Raw genomic sequence first — 21085 nt, forward strand, 5'->3', positions numbered from 1 at the left:
AATTATAAATACTTTGTGAGCGAAGGTACGTTCATTCCTTCATAATCTCCTGAACTCATCAGGAGGAGGTTGGCATTCTGGTAGTTTTGTGCATCCAGGAATGCCTGCAGGTGCTCTCTGTTATTAAATACCCGGAGATCGTTTCTGCCAAATCCCTGGGCAATGCCTTCGGGCTGCAGGTCTGGCATCCGCTTGATTTCCAGGGCGTGACGGCTATAGAATACAGCAGGAATATCTGCCTTGTCCATAGCACCCTGGTACTGCACCATAAAGGCGGCATTCAGGCTGCTATAAGTATGTAATTCCAGTACTGCGATGAGCGTACGGGAAGGATATTGCTCTTTCAGGGCTTCGATCGTCGCCTTTACTTTGGAAGGGGCATGGGCAAAATCGCGGTAAATAGCGCAGTGCTCATTTTTCCCTACCAGTTCCAGCCTTTTCGCAGCCCCCTTAAAGGTAGCAATGGCAGCCAGGAAAGTAGGATCATCTACCCCCAGTTCATTGCAAACCAGGCGGGCAGCGTGCATATTCAGCAGGTTGTGGTCACCGAATACTTCCATGGCTTTTGTTTCACCACCGAAAGTAACGCTGGTAACGCCATTACTTATTGTGTGAGCAGGCACGCCATAAGGAACCAGTTTCAGGTGTGCCGCTTCCGTATTCACCAGTTTTACCAGTTCAGGGTCCGTCTCATTATAGATCAGGGTAGCACCCTTTTCCATGGTTTTGATGAAGATGACAAACTGTTCCAGGTAGTTCTCGTAAGTGGGGAATACATTGATATGATCCCAGGCAATGCCGGTTAAAACAGCAATTTGCGGGTGCAGGAAATGGAATTTAGGGCGCTTTTCGATCACAGAAGCGGGATATTCATCTGCTTCCATGACAATAGTAGGCGCATTGGTAATATTCACAGATTGTGCAAATCCTGCTAAACGGGCACCTACCAGGTAGTCGAACTCCTGGCCGGCCTGTTGTAACACATGCATAATCATAGCAGTTGTGGTCGTTTTACCATGACTGCCTCCCACTGCAACACGTTTTTTCTGCAGGCTCTCCTGGTAAATATATTCGGGGAACGAGTAGATCTTAAGGTTCAGTTCTTTAGCTTTCAGGAGCTCAGGGTTGTCGCCACGGGCGTGCATCCCAAGAATAACAGCATCCAGATCAGGGCTGATACGGGAATCATCCCAGCCCATCGTAGCGGGCAAAATTCCCGCCTGGCGCAGGTTAGAGAGAGCCGGCTCGAAAATCTCGTCGTCGCTCCCGGTCACCTGGTAACCTTTCAACTTCAGCGCAATTGCAAGCTGGTGCATGACGCTACCACCTATAGCAATAAAATGTACTTTTGTCATATGCAATAAAACAGTTGCCGGTATTTTGCGTTATATTTATGAGAATCGGGAAAATGGACTGATATTATCAATAAATTTTTTAATATAAATTTTATATTTGCAAAGTAACGTCAAAAAATGGCGATTAAAAAAGTGATATCACCTTTCCCTATGAAATTTCATTTACCACTTAAAAATCCCTTTATGCAAGTATCATTCAAAGTTTTGGGCGGCGCAGCGCTTATTTGTATCTTTGCTACTTTATTTACTTCGTGTGCGTCTCAAAACAAATTGGGCTGTCCGATGAAGATAGGCAAGGTGAGCCATGCGGCAAACAGCAAGGATTGTTAATGAATTGGATACCTTTAACTACTGAAAATCAGTTAGAAACCATCAAGGAAGCATCTGAAACGGAAACCGTCGTTATTTTTAAGCACAGCACCCGCTGTTCCATTAGCGCGGTAGCTAAGTCAAGGCTCGACAGAGCTGAAACGCCTGAGAATATGACCTTCTATTATCTGGACCTAATCAAGTATCGGAAAATATCAGATGAAATTGCAGCGGCTTATGGAGTAGAACATGAATCTCCCCAGGTGTTGCTGATTAAAAATGGAAAGTGTGTGTACGATGAGAGCCATAGTGCCATAGCAATGGATGAGCTGGTATCACATGCAAATTAAGTCGAGTAGCTTGCAGCTATTTATCCAAAGAAATTAGTACCGGCCTGGTGGCCGGTATTTTTTTTATATAAGGGAGATCCTGTAATTTTTTTACCGGTGAGTTTTTATTTCCCCTGGCGAATTACTTCTTTCGTGAATTGCAGGAGGGAATTATACCCCCTTACAAATGGGATCGCTCTTTTTAACTAGCTTTGTAATTATGAAACACCGTATAGTTGTCGCAGTTACCGGGGCCAGTGGGGCCATATATGCACGTCAGTTGTTGCAAAAGTTGGAACGCGCGACTGCACAGACCGGGCAGGTTGCCATTGTGATGACCGAAAATGCAAAAACGGTGTGGGAAACGGAGCTAAAAACGGACGATTACAAAGCTTTGCCCTTTAAGACCTATACCCAGCAGGATTTTATGGCACCTTTTGCCAGCGGATCCGGGAGGTTTGATACAATGGTGATCTGCCCCTGTTCTATGGGTACCCTGGGCCGGATAGCCGGTGGGATCAGCAATGACCTCATTACCCGGGCTGCTGATGTGGTGCTGAAGGAACGCCGCAAACTGATCTGTGTGGTGAGAGAAACACCTTATAATGTGATTCATATTAAGAACATGCTGACGGTGACAGAGGCAGGAGGGATTATTTGTCCGGCTACGCCTTCGTTTTACAGTGTGCCGGCTACTTTGGAAGAAGTGGCGGCGACCGTTGTGGATCGTGTGATTGATTTAATCGGGATACAGCAGGATACTTATAGATGGGGACAAGAATAAATTAGTAATTTGTACCAATGAAAATAGCAATCATTAATGGACCCAACCTGAATCTATTAGGTAAAAGGGAGCCGGGCATATACGGGAATGAAGCTTTTGAAGATTATTTCCTGAAGCTGAAGCAATTATTTGCGGATGTGGAGCTGGAGTATTTTCAGAATAATTCTGAGGGGAATATCATTGATATATTACATGAAATAGGATTTACTTATGATGGGATCCTGTTGAATGCAGGTGCGTATACGCATTATTCGATCGCTATCAGGGATGCAATAGCGGCCATCAAGACGCCGGTGCTGGAGATTCATATCAGTAACGTACATGCACGGGAAGAATTCAGGCATAAATCGGTGATTGCGCCGGTGTGCATTGGTACAATTGCTGGCCTGGGCCTCAAAGGATATGCGCTTGGGATTAACTACTTTCTATAATTCCAATTTTATGCAGCAAGCTCCGCTCGTTGCATAAAATTGTGAACAAGTTCAAATAAAAAGGCTTTTACCGGAGGTAAAAGCCTTTTTATTTGAACTATTTGCTTTTTTAAAAAATCGCTTCCTGTATTTCCTGGTTCTTGAATGCCTCTCTGGGCTTCAATCCCAGCAACTCAAACATCATATGATCCTCTTCAAATGAAGGATTCGCAGTCGTCAGCAACTTCTCGCCCGTAAATATAGAATTCGCACCCGCCATAAAACACAGCGCCTGCTCAGACATACTCATCTCCGCACGACCCGCACTCAACCTCACCATTGCCTTCGGCATCAATATACGTGTAGTCGCTATCATCCTCACCATATCCCAGAACTGCACCTTCGGCATATGCTCCAATGGCGTACCCTTCACCCTTGTCAATGCATTGATAGGCACTGAATCCGGATGTACAGGCAGATTGCTCAGCGTATGGATCATACCAATACGATCTTCATGACTCTCTCCAAGACCAATGATACCTCCACAGCATACACTCACACCCGCTTTACGTACATTATCCAAAGTTTTTAAACGATCATCATAAGTCCTGGTCGTAATGATCTGCTCATAGTACTCACCAGAAGTATCCAGGTTGTGGTTGTAAGCATATAAGCCTGCATCCGCCAATTTCTGCGCCTGTTCTTCCGTAAGCATACCGAGCGTACAGCATACTTCCATACCCATTTCATTTACACCTTTTACCATATCAAGTACACGATCAAAGTCGCGGTTATCCCGCACCTCTCTCCATGCAGCCCCCATACAGAAACGGGTAGAACCAGCATCACGCGCCTTCTGCGCATAAGCCAGTACCGCATCCTTCTGCATCAGGCCATGTACTTTAATATCGGTATTATAGCGCGCTGCCTGCGGGCAGTAAGCACAGTCTTCGGTACAACCACCGGTTTTGATGGAGAGCAAAGTACAAACCTGTACTTCTGCAGTATCCTGCGTCTGCCTGTGAACAGATGCCGCACGGAAAACCAGCTCCAGTAAGGGCGTATTGTAGATCTCTTTTATTTCTTCAATAGACCAGTCGTGACGGATCTGCACATCTTGCATAATAATGAAATTTGAGAAGCAAATCTATACATTTAATCCATACTGCCAAACTAACGGAGTATGAATGGATTAGGTGTGTAAACACCTAATTACAGGTATAGGAAGTTTGTTTTTGGTGTAATGTTAAGTAAGGTATTGTAAATCAATAATATAGTATTCTCAATATCGTCTTTCTTCACCATTTCTACCGTAGTATGCATATAGCGCAGTGGTAAACTGATCAATGCTGAAGGTGTACCATCATTTGCATAGGCAAATGCATCTGTATCTGTACCCGTGCTACGGCTTACAGCATGCAGCTGGTGAGGAATATCATTCTTCTTTGCTGTTTTAATGATCAGGTCACGCAGAATGTTATGAACCGCCGGGCCATAAGTAATGCTTGGACCGGAACCACATTTGATCTCACCTTCTATGTTCTTGTTGATCATAGGCGTAGTGGTATCATGCGTAACGTCAGTAATGATCGCAACATTTGGCTTAATGCGTTTTGCAATCATCTCAGCACCTCTCAGCCCTACTTCTTCCTGCACTGCATTTACGATGTACAGGCCAAAAGGCAGTTCCTGCTTCTTTTCTTTCAGCATACGTGCTACTTCTGCAATCATAAAACCACCAATGCGGTTATCGATCGCACGGCATACGTAATAGTCATTTGACAGCTCTTCGAAGCCATCTTCGAAAGTTACCACACAGCCCACATGAATACCCAGTTCATCCACTTCCTTACGGCTGCGTGCACCGCAATCCAGGAAGATGTTATCTACTTTCGGTTGGGGCTCTTTGCCTTCTGTACTACGCATACGTGTATGGATAGCCGGCCATCCGAACACTGCCTTTACAGTACCATTTTCAGTATGGATATTCACTCTCTTCGATGGCGCAATCTGCTGATCAGAACCACCATTGCGGATCACATAGATCAATCCTTCAGGAGAAATATAATTTACAAACCAGGAAATTTCGTCGGCATGTGCTTCAATCACCACTTTGAAAGGTGCCTTGGGATTGATAACTCCCACAGCAGAACCATATGCATCTACAAAGTGCTCATCAATGTAAGGCTTCAGATATTCCAGCCACAGTTTCTGTCCTTCCTTCTCAAAACCGGTAGGGGAGGGATTATTCAGGTAATTCCGCAGGAACGTAAGCGCGTCCTTGCTTAATACGGACTTTTGCTTTTTTGACATGCTGTTAAAGTAATTTATGGCACAAAAGTAAGGAAAAGCTATTAGGTGCAAGAACCTTAATTATCATGCAACCACTGCTATATAATGTAGTAATGCAGATAACATAACCAGCCCATCCAGTACAAAGTAATAGTAATAATCAGACTTTGTATGGAGCGTATATTTCGTTAAAATCGCGGTAATGACAATGGGGATCAGCAGGTAAAAAGTAATGAGATCCCTGCTCACAAGGCACCCAAAGACAGCAGAAATAAACAGTGAAAAGAAATATAAACGCATCAGCCCCTGCTTATTCAGCCAGGTGATCAGCGATCGGATCCCTTCTTTTTTATCAGATTCCAGGTCGCGGTGATCAAAGAGGATACATAATGCATAGATGATAAAGAACCGGTGCACAATGTAATACACTGCCTGCGCAGTAAAGTGTGCGCCACTGAGTAAGATGGGCAGTACATTCGTGACGTATACCCATACTGCAGAGAGAAAGATCGTTTTACCGATAGCAATTTTGCGCAACCAGGTGAAAGGAGGAATGGGTATTTTGGGGGCTGAATAAAGAAAGGTCAAAAACGCTGCACCACTCAGTTCCAGCCACCAGGCTTTCAGATCCAGGAAGTAAATGGCCGCACCAATGCCACCTATTATAGTAAAGACCAGTTGCAGGTTCCTGTGCCTGACGCCCCATTGCAATCGCGGTGAACCGGAGTATGCAGCCGGTGTAAGGTACCAGTGAAAATTATAACTGCAGACGGTCGAGAAAAAAGCGAATTTATAATAGTCGAAATTGACCGCTTGTAAATTCAACAAGGTGTTCGTTTGCCATATTAATAATACGGCACAGAGCGAGACGTAGACCGACGAGAACAATAAGAAATTTGTGAATGCCCTGAACATAGTGGGATGCAATTTAAGGCAATAGTTTGCTTTTGCCTACACCAAAAGCAAACTATTGCCGGGGCTGGGCCTGCGGGGGGCTTAATAAATTACAGGGGAATATTTCCATGTTTTTTCCGGGGCATTGTCACCACCTTATTCTCCAGCATTGCATATCCTTTAATTAGTTTAATCCTTGTCAGATCGGGTTCTATCACCTCATCAATATATCCTTTCTCTGCCGCTAAATAAGGATTGGCAAAACGTTCAGTATACTCTGCTACCAGTTCATTCATTCTCGCTACAGGATCTGCTGCAGCATCAATTTCTCTTTTATAAATAATCTCTACCGCTCCTTTAGGCCCCATCACCGCAATCTCTGCCTGTGGAAAAGCAAAGTTGAGATCGGCCCCGATATGCTTGGAGTTCATTACACAATAAGCGCCCCCATAAGCTTTGCGGGTAGTCACGGTGATCTTGGGCACGGTGGCTTCACTAAGTGCAAAAAGTAATTTTGCACCATTGGTAATGATCCCGTTCCATTCCTGGTCTGTGCCTGGCAGGAATCCCGGTACATCTACCAGTACCAGCAGGGGAATATTAAATGCATCGCAGAAGCGGGTAAAGCGTGCACCCTTTACAGAGGCTTTAATATCCAGTACTCCCGCCAGGTGTGCCGGCTGATTGGCTACGACACCAATGCTCCGGCCTGCAATACGGGCAAAGCCTACGATGATATTCTCAGCATAGTTGGCATGTACTTCGAAAAAACTATCCGTATCTGTTAACTGTTCAATCACCTCCTTCATATCATAAGGCTGATTGCTGTTTGCCGGGATAATTTTATTCAGCGATGCCCTGTGTTCATCGGCAGGTGTGTAAGGGTATTTCGGCGCATCTTCTTCACAGTTCTGCGGTACATAGCTGAGCAGTTGCCGGATGTTGTGAATACATTCTACTTCATTGGCACAGCTAAAATGGGTAACCCCGCTTTTGGATGCATGGGTATTTGCACCACCCAGTTCTTCGGAAGTGACCTCTTCGTGTGTCACCGTTTTCACTACATTGGGGCCTGTTACAAACATATAGGAGCTTTGCTCCACCATCAGGATAAAATCGGTGATAGCAGGCGAGTAAACGGCCCCTCCTGCACATGGCCCCATAATAGCTGAGATCTGCGGAATCACACCCGAGGCCCGGGTATTGCGATAAAAGATATCTGCATAGCCACCCAGGCTTACCACCCCTTCCTGTATGCGAGCCCCGCCACTGTCATTCAAACCAATGACAGGTGCACCATTTTGCATAGCCAGGTCCATGATCTTACAGATCTTGCGGGCATGGGGTTCAGAGAGGCTGCCGCCATAAACGGTAAAATCCTGCGAAAAAACGTAGACGAGACGGCCATTGATAGAACCAAAACCAGTGACTACGCCATCTCCGGGAAATTGTTCCTGGTCGTCGGTTATGCCACGGTTACGGTTATGTACAAACATGTCCAGTTCTTCAAACGAACCATCATCCATGAGTAATTGTAATCTTTCACGAGCTGTCAGTTTTCCTTTTTTATGCTGCGAGGCGATACGGGCTTCGCCTCCGCCGAGCATAGCTTCGGCTATTCTGTTTTGGAGTTCCGTGGTCTTATCCATTGTATCAAGGTGTTAAATAACGCGCGAACACTAAATATCGGGGAAAAAAACATAAAAAAACGCTTTTACCAGCGGTAAAAGCGTTTTTAATAATAAGGTATATAAGTATATATTTAATTCTGAGGGTATACTACCTGCAATTTAGGTGTGACGATGGTATCGCTATAATTCCCTGCGTCATCCTGTATGAATACCAGGTAGTGCACGCTGTCCTTTTTTATCGGATTATCAGCAATTTGCGGAAAGTCAGTGTTAATCAGGTGAAGAACAACCTCGGCGGTCAGCTTGGTACCTTTGTGGGCATCCAGTTTGGGCATCGGGCGGGATGTGAATGGCGTGTCCAAAGGTTTCACATCGTAGATAGCTGCGAAATTGAACGTATTTTCAATGTCCCCGTCTCCGTCGGTTACATTAAATGTAATATCCATTCCGGCATCAGCAGAAACGGGAGAAGAAGAATAAGATTTGAAGGTGATCACCGGTTTGGTGCCTATTGAATCTTTCTTACAGGCACCAATAGCCAGTAAAGAAAAGAGGGATAAAAAAGCTATTTTCTTCATATAACAAACCTACATTATTTTTTTAACTCTATCTAGTTTTAACTCTTCCTGGTAGTGTTTCAGTTTGATTTTCAAGCAGGCCGCAGGCCATTTAAAAACCAACAAGATTCCCCCCGAATCCTAATAACGTTGAATTCGCATTTTTTGTTACGTCTTTCCCCCTAACTTTGTACGGTTTTACTAATCAGTGTTTATGAGTGGCATTTCTACAGCAGCAATATTTTCTTCAGACGGATCGGACCTGGAAGCATTGTCCCTTGAGGCCTTTCGTTTCCAGTATCGTGAAAATGCATTATATCGTGCTTACACAGATGCCCTGCGCATTCAGCCGGACAAGGTCCGTTCCCTGGCGCAGATCCCTTTCCTCCCTATCCAGTTCTTCAAAACCCACCAGGTCACCTGTGGTACCTTTGAGCCCCAGCTGGTATTTGAAAGCAGTGGTACTACCCAGACCATCAATAGCCGTCACCTGGTAAAAGAGGCTGTCATTTATGAGCAGAGTTTCCTGACCGCCTTTGAGCGTTTTTACGGCCCTGTTACGGATTTTGTAGTAGTTGGCCTGCTGCCTTCCTACCTGGAAAGAAAGCACTCCAGTCTGGTTTACATGGTGCAGAACATGGTGAAGCGCAGTGCTCACCCTGCCAGCGGTTTTTACCTGTATGAACATGACAAACTCTACCACCAGCTGCAGGAACTGGAAGCACGTGGGCAGAAAACCCTGCTCATCGGGGTTACCTTTGGTCTCCTGGATTTTGCAGAGCAATATGCCCTGCAGCTCAAACATACCATCGTGATGGAAACGGGGGGTATGAAAGGCAGGAGAGAAGAATGGACCCGTGAACAGGTGCATGCCTTCCTGAAGGAACGACTGGGTTGCAGCCAGATTCATGCAGAATATGGCATGACCGAGTTACTATCCCAGGCATACAGCTATGGACAGGGTTTATTCAATACTCCACCCTGGATGAAGGTATTGGTCAGAGACGAAAATGACCCATTCCAGCTCTATACCGAAAAAGCTGCCGGTGTGATCAATGTAGTAGACCTTGCTAATGTGTATTCCTGTTCTTTCATTGCTACGGAAGATATAGGCCGCTTGCATGAGCATGGTACTTTTGAAGTATTGGGCAGGCTTGATAATTCTGCTTTAAGGGGGTGTAGTTTGATGGTAAGTTAGGTGCTGATTAATTGTACTTTTTTCAATATTGTTCCCGCTTCTTGCGTAGTGAGTTCCTGCATATATGGGAAACTCTCGTGATCCATTCCGAATTTTTTCATTAGGTACCGGTCTATTAATGTTAATGAGGGATGTTGTAGTGTCAGTTGGGATAAAAAGTCCTTAAAATCGTCCAGTTCATGATCTGGTAACAGTGTTAAGGCGACCTTTTGTTGTGTGGGCGAAGCGCCGGGATATTCCAGGATTTCCAATGCCCGTCTGCACATGTACGGCGACAATAGATCGTCGTTTGCCGACAGAAAGTCCAGGCAAAAGTATTCTACCGTAAAGTCTTCAAAAATTCCTGCGCTCAGCTGGTCATCATCTAAGCTGTACCAGTGTGCCCATTCCATGAATTCTTTTAATGTAATTTCTTCCGCCAGCAGGGCGCTGAGGTGGTGTATCAGGCCTTTGCGCGTAGGCACCGTGTCCGCATCATAATTGATGTGGGTGATGATGTCTGTGTAAAAGTCTTCGTTCATTTCCCTGGCGACTGTAGTAAGCAGGTATGTAACATCTGTTTGATTGATGCTAGATAAATGTAATACGTCGGCAGTCTCGGAGATGATTTCAGGTCGTGTTTTGGTGCCCTGTAACCATGATTTGATCAGGGATATGAAGTAAGTGCTTGTAATGAAATGTGTCTGCTTTTTCATACTTACTTACAGGCCTGGCATAGGTGCCTCTGCCTGCAATGTATTCAAAATAATGCGAAGGAAAAAGTTAAAGAATGCTATTGCCGGGCCTGGAGGCGATTTAATATAAAAGACAGCTTTTGGCCCAAACGATCTTAGGCTTTAAAGGGAGATAACCCGCAGATAACCCGCCTATATCCCGCCTATAAGCCGCCTATAACCCGCATCTTTAAAGAGGCGGGATATCTACGGCTCATTCCCGAAAAACCTGCGACTTATGTCAGGAAAAGCTGCGGTTGGTTCCCGGAAAAGCTGCGGCTTTAAAATATTTTTCACTCCTTACTGCGCACTTTTTACCCCCTGAGATCACCCCTCTTATTAGCGCCCTACTTAAACAAGGGAAGGGTCGGACAACCTCGTCAGTATCAGAAAATCATATGTTAATATATGTTGTAATTAAATAAATTGTATATTTGTATCACCTGAGAATGCAATAGCCAGGAAACCTTATAAAGGATGCTGAGATTGGGAGTGCCACCCTCAATTTGCCTGCATCCTGACCTATGAAAATGATTCATTCCATGCTCCAATACTTCGGGCATAGTGTGTTGTTGGCTTTTCATCCGTTATCTAAAATCGTATCCTATGTCTATTCCTGTATTTGCAAGAATACGGGTAGCTCACCGCCATGTCCATAAGGCGCGTGTGTTAATCCGTATATTGTATATCCTGACGGTGAACCTTTGTATGTTTAAAATTGCGGGTGCCCAGGTAATTGAAATGAGCAACCCATCCATGGAAGGAAATATTGGCAGGGATAGCGTGCCTGCAGGCTGGATAGCGGCCTCAAACACGCCGGATGTATTACCCGGTCCGCTCAATATCTATAAGCGGCCTGCTGATGGTAAGGCATATGCCGGCCTGCATAGCGGCCCTGCGTACAGGGAAGGTTTAGCCCAGTTGCTGTCATCTCCCCTGGAAAAGGGATTAGCCTACGCTATTTCTGTAGACCTTGCCTATGCACCCAGGTACCTGCAGGCTGCCTGTTATGGAAACCTGACCATTTATGGCGGGAATAGTCCAAAAGATACCGCACAGCGCCTCTGGTCATCGGGGCCTTTTACAGATACCAGCTGGCGACGGTTTTATGCAATATTGGAACCCACTGCCAGTTATAAATACATTTCGCTCTGGGCTGACCCTGCTGAGCCCTGTGCTGCCAGTAATATTGGTACGGCAGTGCTGATCGACAATTTCTCCAACATCCGCCAGGTTATCAAAACTACGCTGACGGCTACACCGAGTTGTAACAATGCCAGCACAGGCACTGTCCAGGTAAGTCCTGTAGATTATCATACGACTTATACTTATCTCTGGACACCCGGCAACTATAGCACTGCAAAAGTTGATCAACTGCCGCCCGGTGAATACACCGTTGTGGTCACCGCAGCAAATGGTGCTACAGGTGCCGGTACGGTTGTAGTAGGTGGATCTACGCTCACCACTACAATGACTACGCTGCCTGCTACCTGTGCGGGTAGTCACAATGCAGAAATTCATGTAGCCGTTAGCGGTGGTATGCCACCCTATCGTTTTGTACTGGATGATAATACCCCTGTGAAAGAGGGTGTGTTCAAAGGACTGACTGAAGGCAGGTACCAGGTATATGTGAGAGATGCGCAGGTTTGTACAGATACACTCACTGCATTGTTGCAGGCTCCGGAAGCCCTGGTACTGAAACAGGTGGAAGTAAAACCCTGTAGCTGTGATGATACACGGGATGGTAAGCTAGGCTTGCAGATAGCGGGTGGTACACAACCCTATAAATATCATATTGAGAACGAGGCATGGCAAACAGATAGTATCCTTACATCTTTAAAAGCCGGTCACTATATATTTGAAGTAGCCGATACCAATGGCTGTAGTATTAGTGGTACTGCGAACATTGGGTCTCCGTTTAAGCGTTGCCTGGTAGTAATGCCGACGGCATTCAGTCCGAATGGAGATGGGAACAATGACGTGTTCAAACCAAAATTATACGATGTACTGACCAGCTATGAACTGCGTGTGTTTAATCGCTGGGGAGGATTGGTATTTAGCACCAATGATCCGCAGGCGGGTTGGGATGGTTATATAAAAGGAGTCATACAGGATCAACAGGCATTTATATATGTCTGCAGTTTCAATGACCGGAACAATGAGCGGAAGGAGCTCAGAGGTTCAGTGGTGCTGCTCCGCTAGTCTGGAGCAATTGCTGGATATTGGCATTCAGGTTGGCAAACAGGAAGGGTTTGTTGATATAGGCTGCTGCACCTTTTGCCAGGGCCAGGTTTACTTCTTCTGTGGCTGATCTTGCGCTGAGGATGATCACAGGAATAAAACGCAGTTGTTCATGCGCCTGGAATGCTTCCAGTAACTGATATCCATTTAATACCGGCATGTAGATATCACTGATCACCAGGTGGGGCAGGTGTTCTGTAGCCAGATGAATGCCTTCTTCGCCATTTGCGGCGGTGATTACCTGGTATTGGTGTAGCTCCAGCAGGCTTTGTAAAGTATCTCTTAAACCTGTTTTATCCTCTATTAATAAGATGGTATGTTGCATAGCTTTTCTCTATAGAGAATCCGAATGATATAGAAAGGAAAGGGTGAATGTACTGCCTTCACCAACTACACTCTCTACAGTAATAGTGCCATTATTTTCCTGAACAAATGTTTTAACAATTGACAACCCTAATCCTGTACCTGCAATTTCATTTACATTACTTGCCCTGAAGAAGGGCGTGAATAATTGCGGGAGGTCTGCGGCAGGAATACCTATACCATCATCAGTAACCCGGATCGTTACCTGCTGCGCTTCAAAATCTACTGTGACTACCGGTGCTTTTTCTCTTGAAAACTTAAAGGCATTTCCCACAAGGTTCATAAAAATCCTGGTCAGCTGATTAGTGTCGGCATATATACCCTGCGGAATACCTGTTACAAGGAGTTCGAAGCTACGGGTATCTTCCGGATCTGCAAAGTAATTAGACCGCAGTGTTGTGAGCAGCTGAACGAGGTCAATCACTTGTTTGTTCAATGACATGCGACCAGACATGATACTATTGATCGTAAGCATTTCATCGAGCATGCTATTGAGTCTGAAAATTTCTGTTGTAATACGCGACAGGTTTTTCTCATAGAATGCATCCATTTGCTGGCTGGAATGCAGTCTTGCTGCCAATAATTCTACAACAGCTGATATGGCGGTCAGCGGCGTTTTAAATTCATGCGATGTAATAGCAATGATATTGCTGGCGTTATTCAACAAATTAGCTGCATCAGCTGATGTAATAGTTTCTTCTCTTTTCATGTGCCTACGGTTAACGTGCATCTGCTGATTTGTGGTATGCACGACTTGTAGAAAATTGTTCACATAGTAATTAAACTAATATTTGTTACGGGTGTTGTGGGGGTAGCCTTTTAATTAAGATGGACAAGATAATCATTAACTATTTAATTATAAAGCTAAAAATCTCTCATAAAATCATTAATTTTAAACTACCATTTAAATATAGCTAAACAATTTTTTTGCCAGAACGTTAACCAAAGTAGACACATAGAATTTTTTGCAATAGCAACAATAGAATAGTGAAGATTAAACCATAATATGTAAGGTTCTGCTCGGTTGTTAATTAAAATTTCATACCCGTCCCGGCTATTCTGGAATCATTTTTGTTTGAATGAGTTTGTAATAATTTTAGAATAGACCATATCATATTGGGATAAATAACCAAGTTAATTAAGCACCTATGATCAACATCGGAATTATAGAGGACAACTATTTCCAGTTGAATAACTATCGGGAATTTCTCGAGGATTTCCAGGAATGTAAAGTTGTTTTCGCATGCAAATCTATGGAGGAGTTTAGAGAGCTCTCCTTCAGGGAGGTAGATGTAAATGTTATTCTTTTAGACATCTCCCTGCCCGGAGAATCAGGCATACAAGGGATGCAGGAGCTGCGTCGGGTATATCCTGAAGCCAAGATCATTGTTCTTTCCGGACATGATGGTAAGCACTATGTAATAGAGTCGATTCGCAACGGTGCGAACGGGTATATCATTAAGACAAGTCGCCTGATGGAGATCTATCATTCGATATTAGATGCTATCAGTGAAGGAGGAACATTGTCCCCAAAAGCAGCCCACTTGTTGATTAACCATATTAATAAAGATCCATTAGAAGATGTCAGGCATAAACTCACAAAAAGGGAATATGAATTACTGGCGCTGCTCAAAGAGGGCTACTCATATAAGGAAATGGCAGACAAGTTATTTGTTACTGTCTTTACTGTCAACCAACATCTGAAAAAAGTATATCAAAAATTAAATGTTGCTACAAAATCCGAGTTGATTTCAAAAATCTGGTCGAATAGCCTGTGTACAGCCCTGTTATTTGTGGGTTTTACGGGATTTTATTCAAATCAGTTTTTCGGATTATGAGCTGTGTTGCCTGTATAGGCACTACTTTCTCTAGTACACACGTTTGTGTTAATACTCCGATTTATACTCTAGTAAGTAATAGTGTCAGAGGGCTTGATAAACTAATATTGTAGTACGGAAAGCGCGGAAGAAAAACCTAAATAATAATTGGAAATGTCTTTAAGTAAGGATTATTTAACCCGAATCGTTTTTCCGGTCCTTATCTGCTGTTTCTTTATGTCTTGTGTTAGTACGAAGCAGTCTGTGTATTTTCACGATTTGCCCGATACCGTATTGGCACCCATAACAGGAAATTTTGAGCCGGTAATACAGAAAAATGACATTCTGCAAATCACGGTTAGTTCAATGAACGCGGAGGATGCAGTAATCTACAACACGCCTAGTATGGCGGCCGTGGGCGGAACTGCGAGTAGCGGACCCCAGGCAACAGGATTTTTAGTAGATGATGCAGGATATATACAGTATCCTGTATTAGGCCAGGTAAGGGTCACAGGGCTCACGAAAGCCCAGCTTACCAAAACAATACGTGATCAGCTTACAGAACGTAAGTTACTCGTAGATCCGGTAGTCAGTGTACGATTCCTTAATTATCGTATAACCGTAATCGGGGAAGTTGCCAGACCACAGGTTGTGAATGTCAGTAATGACAGGGTCACCGTGTTGGAAGCACTGGGCTTAGCCGGCGATATTACGACATTCGGTAAGAGAGATAACGTAATGCTGATCCGTGAAAGCGACGATGGAACCAGAACAGTGAAGCGACTTAATCTAAATGACAGATCGCTGTTATCATCGCCTTATTATTACCTGCGTTCCAATGATGTTGTGTATGTGGAGCCTACCAAAGCAAAGGTGGCCAGCACCAATACAACAAGACAGGTATTACCAATCATTATTAGTAGTATTTCACTGCTGGTAATTATTTTAGACAGGTTAGTGATACATAATTAGAGACACAAAGCTATTGATTTTATTGAGGAACTATGCAACCGGACCTGGCAGGTCTCGTTAAGTGTCATGCTTATTACTAACCCCATTCTTTATTAACACCCTGGCAGAATTACATGCAAAGAAAGAAAACCGATATCCGTAAGCAGCAGGAGGATCAGACCAATCTGCTGGAACTGCTCAGAAGCCGTTATCAGCCTTACTGGCCTTTATTTGTGCTGGCTGGCCTGATTGCTTTTGCAGGTGCATTTGTTTACCTGCGTTACGCTACTCCTGTATACAGGATCACAGCCTCTCTGCTCATAAAAGATGATGCAAAGGGCATGGATGGCTCTGTGCTTTCTTCGCTGGACATCTTTGGCTCCGGTAAACAGATAGATAATGAAATTGAAATATTGAAATCCAAAACACTGGCCAGGCAAGTAATTCAACACTTAAACCTGTATGGCGAAGTAGTGGAAGACGGTAAGATCAGAGACGTGGTAGTCTATCAGCAAACACCTGTAAAAATGGTGTTCCTGGACCCCGGTCATGTAGCGCCGCTGGAGAACAGAAGGCTGCCGCTCAAAGTAAACGATGCCACACAGCAGGTGTCAGTAGGTAATAATACTTATCACCTGGGCGATACCGTTCAAACCCAATGGGGTCGTATGATTTTCCTGCCTGGAAATGTGAACGATAATGGTAAACACAACTATTTTGTACACATCTCCGGTGAGAAAGTTCTTACTTTACAAATGATCGCTAACCTCAAAGTTGGACAGGCAAATAAACAGGCAAATGTGATCAGCCTTGAATACAACGATGTGGTACCTGCGAGAGGTGAAGCGGTGCTGAATGAACTGATGAAAGTATATGATGCTGCAGCTATCGATGATAAGAATAGAATGAGCGCCAAAACCATGGCATTCGTAGAGGAACGCCTTCGCATCGTGACCAATGAACTGGGGCAGGTAGAAGGTGAGATCGAAAAGTTTAAAACGGATGAAGGATTAGTGGATATCGGCGAACAAAGCAAAATGTTCCTCGAAAGTGTAAAAGACAACGATACAAAACTGAGCGAAGCGAATATGCAGTTGTCAGTTTTACAATCGATAGAAGATTATGTAAAAGGCAGAAGGGAAGATGAAAATATGGTGCCGGCTACACTGGGTCTGACGGATCCTGTATTGCTGGAACTTGTGAACCGTCTTTCTGAAACTGAAATGCAGCTGACTAGACTGAAGAAAACAACGGGAGAAAACAGCCCGCTCCTGGCAAGCCTGGCAGATCAGAAAAAGAAACTGGCACCTGCTATCCTGGAGAACATCCGCAGCCTGCGTGCAAACCTGGAAGCCGGTAAGCAAAAGCTGGTGGTGGATAATGCAAAGTATAGCAGCATTCTCAGAACTGTTCCCAGCAAAGAAAGAGCACTGTTGGCCATCAGCCGTCAGCAGGTCATTAAGAATAATATTTACACCTTCCTGCTGGAAAAGAGAGAAGAAACTGCCCTGCAATATGCTGCGGCTATTTCAGACAGCCGTATCGTAGATGCAGCAGAAGCAGATTCTTTCCCTTTCAGCCCGCGGAGGTCCATGATACTCGGTCTCGCTGTAATCGGAGGTATTGCGGCAGTAGCCGGATTTATCTCCATCAAGGATATGTTCAACAGGGATGTATTGTTCCGTGTTGACATTGAGAAGGCTACTTCAGCACCCATAGTGGCAGAAATTATGCAGGACGACAAAGCCCATCCGATTGCCATCACTGAAAATCGCCGTACAGCAGTAGCGGAACAATTCCGGGCATTGCGTACATCCCTCAGCTATATTGGCATTAATGGGCCAAATAAGACCATTATGGTCACTTCTTCTATCTCAGGTGAGGGTAAGAGCTTTATTGCCATTAACCTGGCTATAAGCCTCTCTTTGATGAAAAAGAAGGTAGTGCTGCTGGAATTTGACCTGCGCAAGCCAAAGGTAAGCAAGATGCTGGGGGTATCTCATACACCCGGGATCAGCAATTACCTGATTGGTCAGGCAGTATTGGGTGAGATCCTGAAGAAACCACTGGAAGGAAACGAGTATTTCCACGTGCTGTCATCCGGGGTGATCCCTCCAAATCCAACAGAGCTGATTCTGAATGGCAGGCTGGAACAGTTATTAGCGTCGCTTAGTGCAACTTTTGATTATATCATCCTTGATACCGCACCGGTAGGTCCGGTAACAGATGCCCGCCTGCTGGCGCCATTTACAGATGCAACCCTGTATGTGGTACGTCACCAGCGCACACCTAAGTTCCATCTCCGCATGATAGATGAGTTATATCACACACAGGAACTGGGAAAACTAAATATCGTATTCAACGGTATTAAAATGAGGGGTATACCGGGTTATGCCTATGGTTATGGCAATGGCTATGGCTATGGTAATGGCAATGGGTATGGCTATGGGTATACAGACGAACATCAGAACGGTTCTACAAATAAAAAAGGGCTAACCCGCTTATTTAAATAAAAGGGTTACATACACACCGTTCAAAGTCTGCAATGCAATATTTACTGAAACGCTTTAAGACACTCATGTGACTGAGGAGGCGAAGCTATGCCTTCCACTCAGCATCCATGCCCACCGCTTGTCTTTGTAAATTCCACCAAACACAGCCTCGATTTTTTAACCGTTAAAACCATTCCCATGGAACAGAATCTGAAATCCTGGTATGCGGTGTATACCAAACCCAGATGGGAAAAGAAAGTCGCAGAATTGCTAATTCGTAAGCAGATCGAAACTTACTGCCCTATCAACCGTGTCACACACCAGTGGAGTGATCGTAAGAAAGTAATTGAAGAACCATTGTTTAAATCTTACGTGTTTGTGCGTATTCCTGAGAAGATGAAAACGATTGTGCGGGAAACAAGTGGTATCGTAAATTTCGTATACTGGCTGGGTAAACCTGCCTGTATTCCTGAGCATGAGATTGATCTGATCAAACGCTTTCTGCATGAATACGACAATGTGGAAGTTGAAAGTTTCCCGATTCACCAGAACGATTTTATCCAGATCACAGCAGGCCCACTCATGCATCAGCGTGGCAGGGTAGTAGAAGCTGGTAAAAATACGGTGAAAGCTGTGTTGTACAGCATGGGATTTGCCCTCACTGCTACTGTTAAAAAAAGCGAACTGGTGCTCATCAACAGCAATCAATACAGGCAACACCCTTCTAACGTTTCGCTTTAACCCGCTTTCCATGCAACATATACTCCTTTGTGGCGGATCTGGAACCCGCCTCTGGCCGCTGTCTAATAAACAGACGCCTAAACAACTGCTGCCCTTATTTGACGGTCAGAGCTTATTGCAGCTCACCTGGCAGCGTAATGCGTTTGCCTGCGACAGCGTGCTGGCCATTGTAAATGAACAACAGGTTACTACTGTTACAGATCAGCTGCATAATTCAGGTGCCGAACATGCCCGCTGGATTGCTGAACCTGTAGGTAGAAATACCGCTGCTGCCATTGCTTTAGCTGCTTTCATCGCCGATCCTGAAACGATCCTCCTTATTACACCTGCAGATCACCTCATTGGTACGCCAGACGTCTATGCACAGACAATTTTCCAGGCAGAGAAACTGGCGGCAGATAATCACCTCGTTACGATCGGCCTTCGGCCCGCTTATCCTGAAACAGGCTACGGGTACATTCAATATGATGGCAATGATGTACTCCGCTTTACTGAAAAGCCGGACCCCCTTACTGCCGAAGCTATGCTCGACAGCGGAGACTACCTCTGGAACAGCGGGATCTTTTGTGGTAAAGCAAACGTATTGTTGCAACAGCTGGAATTGTATGCACCTGCTATCTATACCGCCGCTGCCATTGCTGCTGATGAATTCCTGGAATCAGGACGGATCCTGCAAACGACCATGGAAGCAATTCCTGCTGACAGTATTGACTATGCCGTGTTAGAGAAAAGCAATATTGTAAAAGTAATACCCAGTACAATGGAATGGAGTGATGTAGGAGGGTATGAAGCTCTGGCCGAAGCGCTCGCCAAACATTACCAGTACAGCAACAACCAGGCTGTCTTTATCCAGAGTGACCCTGTGAACAGCATGGTACTTGGCAAAGATAAACTGGTAGCACTGGTAGGGGTGGAAAATGTAGTGGTAGTGAACACACCTGAAGCCTTACTCATTTTGCAAAAAGGCAAAGGACAGGAAGTGAAGCAGCTACACCAGTGGGTAAAAGAAAACAGACCGGAATTACTTTAAACTATCACTATGCAACTAAATGATAAAATTTATATAGCAGGTCACCGCGGCATGGTAGGCGGTGCTATCAAAAGAAGATTGCAAACTTTAGGGTATAATAACCTGCTCACCCGTAGTTCTGTGGACCTGGACCTGCGTAATCAAGCGGCTGTTGACGGGTTCTTTGCCAGCGAACAACCGGATTACGTATTCCTTGCTGCGGCAAAAGTAGGTGGAATCTATGCCAACAATACTTACCGTGCAGAGTTCCTGTACGATAACCTGATGATGGAAGCCAACATCATCCATGCTGCTTACAAACACGGTGTTAAAAAACTGATGTTCCTGGGTAGCTCCTGCATCTATCCAAAGCTGGCACCTCAGCCACTCACAGAGGATAGCCTGCTGACAGGGCCACTGGAAATGACCAATGAGCCTTACGCCATTGCCAAAATTGCGGGTATCAAACTCTGTGAAGCATACCGTGACCAATACGGTTGCAATTATATCAGCGTGATGCCAACAAATCTCTACGGCATAGGGGACAATTATCATCCTGAGAATTCACACGTATTACCAGCACTGATCCGCCGCTTTCATGAAGCAAAAGAAGCGGGTAAACCCAGTGTATCCGTATGGGGTAGTGGTACGCCCCGCCGTGAATTTTTGTTTGCAGACGACCTGGCAGCTGCCTGTGTATACCTGATGCTGCACTATGATGGCAAAGAACTGGTAAACATTGGCACCGGCGAAGACCTGAGCATCAAAGAACTGGCTGAAACGGTGAAAGATGTGGTTTGCTATGATGGCAAAATTGTATTTGACCCATCCAAACCTGATGGCACTCCACGTAAACTGATGGATGTTTCCAAACTGCATAGCCTGGGATGGAAACATACGACCGGGTTGAAAGAAGGATTGGTACAAGCGTACGCGGATTTCCTGAAGAAGCGACATATGGCCGTTAGCTGAGTTTTTTCTATTGCTCACAAATGATAA

Annotated in this window: 20 protein-coding genes; 11 read left to right on the forward strand and 9 right to left on the reverse strand. The window is 44.8% G+C overall.

Annotation, left to right across the window (positions count from 1 at the left end; translation table 11 throughout):
* Positions 1–2 precede the first annotated feature (2 nt).
* A complete protein-coding gene (locus tag U0033_RS29085; protein WP_072361837.1) occupies positions 3–1355 on the reverse strand; it encodes a UDP-N-acetylmuramate--L-alanine ligase in 1353 nt (450 codons plus the stop codon).
* Between the two features lie 251 nt (positions 1356–1606).
* On the opposite strand from U0033_RS29085, the gene ytxJ reads away from it, so the two are divergent.
* The 3 genes from ytxJ (at position 1607) to aroQ (ending at position 3208) form a co-directional block, all read left to right on the forward strand.
* Complete coding sequence (ytxJ, locus tag U0033_RS29090; protein ID WP_322518605.1) at positions 1607–2014, forward strand: bacillithiol system redox-active protein YtxJ; 408 nt, start codon at positions 1607–1609, stop codon at positions 2012–2014.
* 199 nt (positions 2015–2213) lie between these two features.
* Positions 2214–2777: a UbiX family flavin prenyltransferase gene (locus U0033_RS29095; protein WP_177318607.1), complete on the forward strand. Its 564-nt coding sequence runs from the start codon at positions 2214–2216 to the stop codon at positions 2775–2777.
* 17 nt (positions 2778–2794) lie between these two features.
* Positions 2795–3208 carry a type II 3-dehydroquinate dehydratase gene (aroQ, locus tag U0033_RS29100; RefSeq protein ID WP_072361846.1) on the forward strand — a complete coding sequence of 138 codons (414 nt, stop codon included), beginning with the start codon at positions 2795–2797 and terminating at the stop codon, positions 3206–3208.
* Positions 3209–3317: 109 nt separating this feature from the next.
* On the opposite strand, the gene bioB is transcribed toward aroQ, so the two are convergent.
* From bioB to U0033_RS29125, 5 genes are all read right to left on the reverse strand, one after another.
* A complete protein-coding gene (gene bioB / locus U0033_RS29105; protein WP_072361849.1) occupies positions 3318–4310 on the reverse strand; it encodes a biotin synthase BioB in 993 nt (330 codons plus the stop codon).
* Between the two features lie 89 nt (positions 4311–4399).
* On the reverse strand, positions 4400–5500 hold the full coding sequence (locus U0033_RS29110; protein ID WP_072361852.1) for a M42 family metallopeptidase: 1101 nt from the start codon (positions 5498–5500) through the stop codon (positions 4400–4402).
* Between the two features lie 63 nt (positions 5501–5563).
* Complete coding sequence (locus tag U0033_RS29115; RefSeq protein WP_083571550.1) at positions 5564–6394, reverse strand: UbiA family prenyltransferase; 831 nt, start codon at positions 6392–6394, stop codon at positions 5564–5566.
* An 89-nt stretch (positions 6395–6483) separates the two neighbouring features.
* Positions 6484–8022, reverse strand: coding sequence for an acyl-CoA carboxylase subunit beta (locus U0033_RS29120; protein WP_072361854.1), 1539 nt, complete (start codon positions 8020–8022; stop codon positions 6484–6486).
* Positions 8023–8135: 113 nt separating this feature from the next.
* Positions 8136–8582, reverse strand: coding sequence for a hypothetical protein (locus U0033_RS29125; protein WP_072361856.1), 447 nt, complete (start codon positions 8580–8582; stop codon positions 8136–8138).
* Between the two features lie 193 nt (positions 8583–8775).
* Between U0033_RS29125 and U0033_RS29130 the strand changes: the two genes are divergently transcribed.
* Positions 8776–9759, forward strand: coding sequence for a LuxE/PaaK family acyltransferase (locus U0033_RS29130; RefSeq protein WP_072361859.1), 984 nt, complete (start codon positions 8776–8778; stop codon positions 9757–9759).
* On the opposite strand, the gene U0033_RS29135 is transcribed toward U0033_RS29130, so the two are convergent.
* Positions 9756–10454, reverse strand: a complete 699-nt coding sequence (locus tag U0033_RS29135) for a hypothetical protein (RefSeq protein WP_072361861.1) — start codon at positions 10452–10454, stop codon at positions 9756–9758. The two genes, U0033_RS29130 and U0033_RS29135, sit on opposite strands and share 4 nt — an antisense overlap.
* A 624-nt stretch (positions 10455–11078) precedes the next feature.
* Here U0033_RS29135 and U0033_RS29140 point away from each other — a divergent pair.
* The gene (locus U0033_RS29140; protein WP_072361864.1) at positions 11079–12674 is read left to right on the forward strand and encodes a T9SS type B sorting domain-containing protein; all 1596 of its coding nucleotides are present in this window, start codon (positions 11079–11081) and stop codon (positions 12672–12674) included.
* Here U0033_RS29140 and U0033_RS29145 read toward each other — a convergent pair.
* Together U0033_RS29145 and U0033_RS29150 are read right to left on the reverse strand one after the other, a co-directional pair.
* Positions 12646–13038 (reverse strand): response regulator, encoded by a 393-nt coding sequence (locus U0033_RS29145; protein ID WP_072361867.1) that lies wholly within the window; start codon positions 13036–13038, stop codon positions 12646–12648. The genes U0033_RS29140 and U0033_RS29145 overlap by 29 nt on opposite strands.
* Positions 13039–13047: 9 nt before the next feature.
* Positions 13048–13785 (reverse strand): sensor histidine kinase, encoded by a 738-nt coding sequence (locus tag U0033_RS29150; protein ID WP_177318608.1) that lies wholly within the window; start codon positions 13783–13785, stop codon positions 13048–13050.
* Between the two features lie 439 nt (positions 13786–14224).
* On the opposite strand from U0033_RS29150, the gene U0033_RS29155 reads away from it, so the two are divergent.
* The 6 genes from U0033_RS29155 to fcl all read left to right on the forward strand — a co-directional run bounded on the left by U0033_RS29155 (position 14225) and on the right by fcl (position 21058).
* A complete protein-coding gene (locus U0033_RS29155) occupies positions 14225–14914 on the forward strand; it encodes a response regulator (RefSeq protein WP_072361873.1) in 690 nt (229 codons plus the stop codon).
* Positions 14915–15130: 216 nt separating this feature from the next.
* Positions 15131–15865 carry a polysaccharide biosynthesis/export family protein gene (locus U0033_RS29160; protein WP_245801777.1) on the forward strand — a complete coding sequence of 245 codons (735 nt, stop codon included), beginning with the start codon at positions 15131–15133 and terminating at the stop codon, positions 15863–15865.
* Between the two features lie 113 nt (positions 15866–15978).
* Positions 15979–18357, forward strand: coding sequence for a GumC family protein (locus U0033_RS29165; protein ID WP_072361879.1), 2379 nt, complete (start codon positions 15979–15981; stop codon positions 18355–18357).
* Between the two features lie 177 nt (positions 18358–18534).
* Positions 18535–19077, forward strand: coding sequence for a UpxY family transcription antiterminator (locus U0033_RS29170; protein ID WP_072361881.1), 543 nt, complete (start codon positions 18535–18537; stop codon positions 19075–19077).
* Between the two features lie 10 nt (positions 19078–19087).
* On the forward strand, positions 19088–20107 hold the full coding sequence (locus U0033_RS29175; protein ID WP_072361884.1) for a mannose-1-phosphate guanylyltransferase: 1020 nt from the start codon (positions 19088–19090) through the stop codon (positions 20105–20107).
* Positions 20108–20116: 9 nt separating this feature from the next.
* Entirely contained in the window at positions 20117–21058 is a 942-nt protein-coding gene (gene fcl, locus U0033_RS29180; RefSeq protein WP_072361887.1) for a GDP-L-fucose synthase, read from the forward strand.
* The last annotated feature ends 27 nt before the right edge of the window (positions 21059–21085 follow it).

It is taken from the genome of Chitinophaga sancti, from assembly GCF_034424315.1.
GTDB classification, from domain to species: Bacteria; Bacteroidota; Bacteroidia; order Chitinophagales; family Chitinophagaceae; genus Chitinophaga; species Chitinophaga sancti.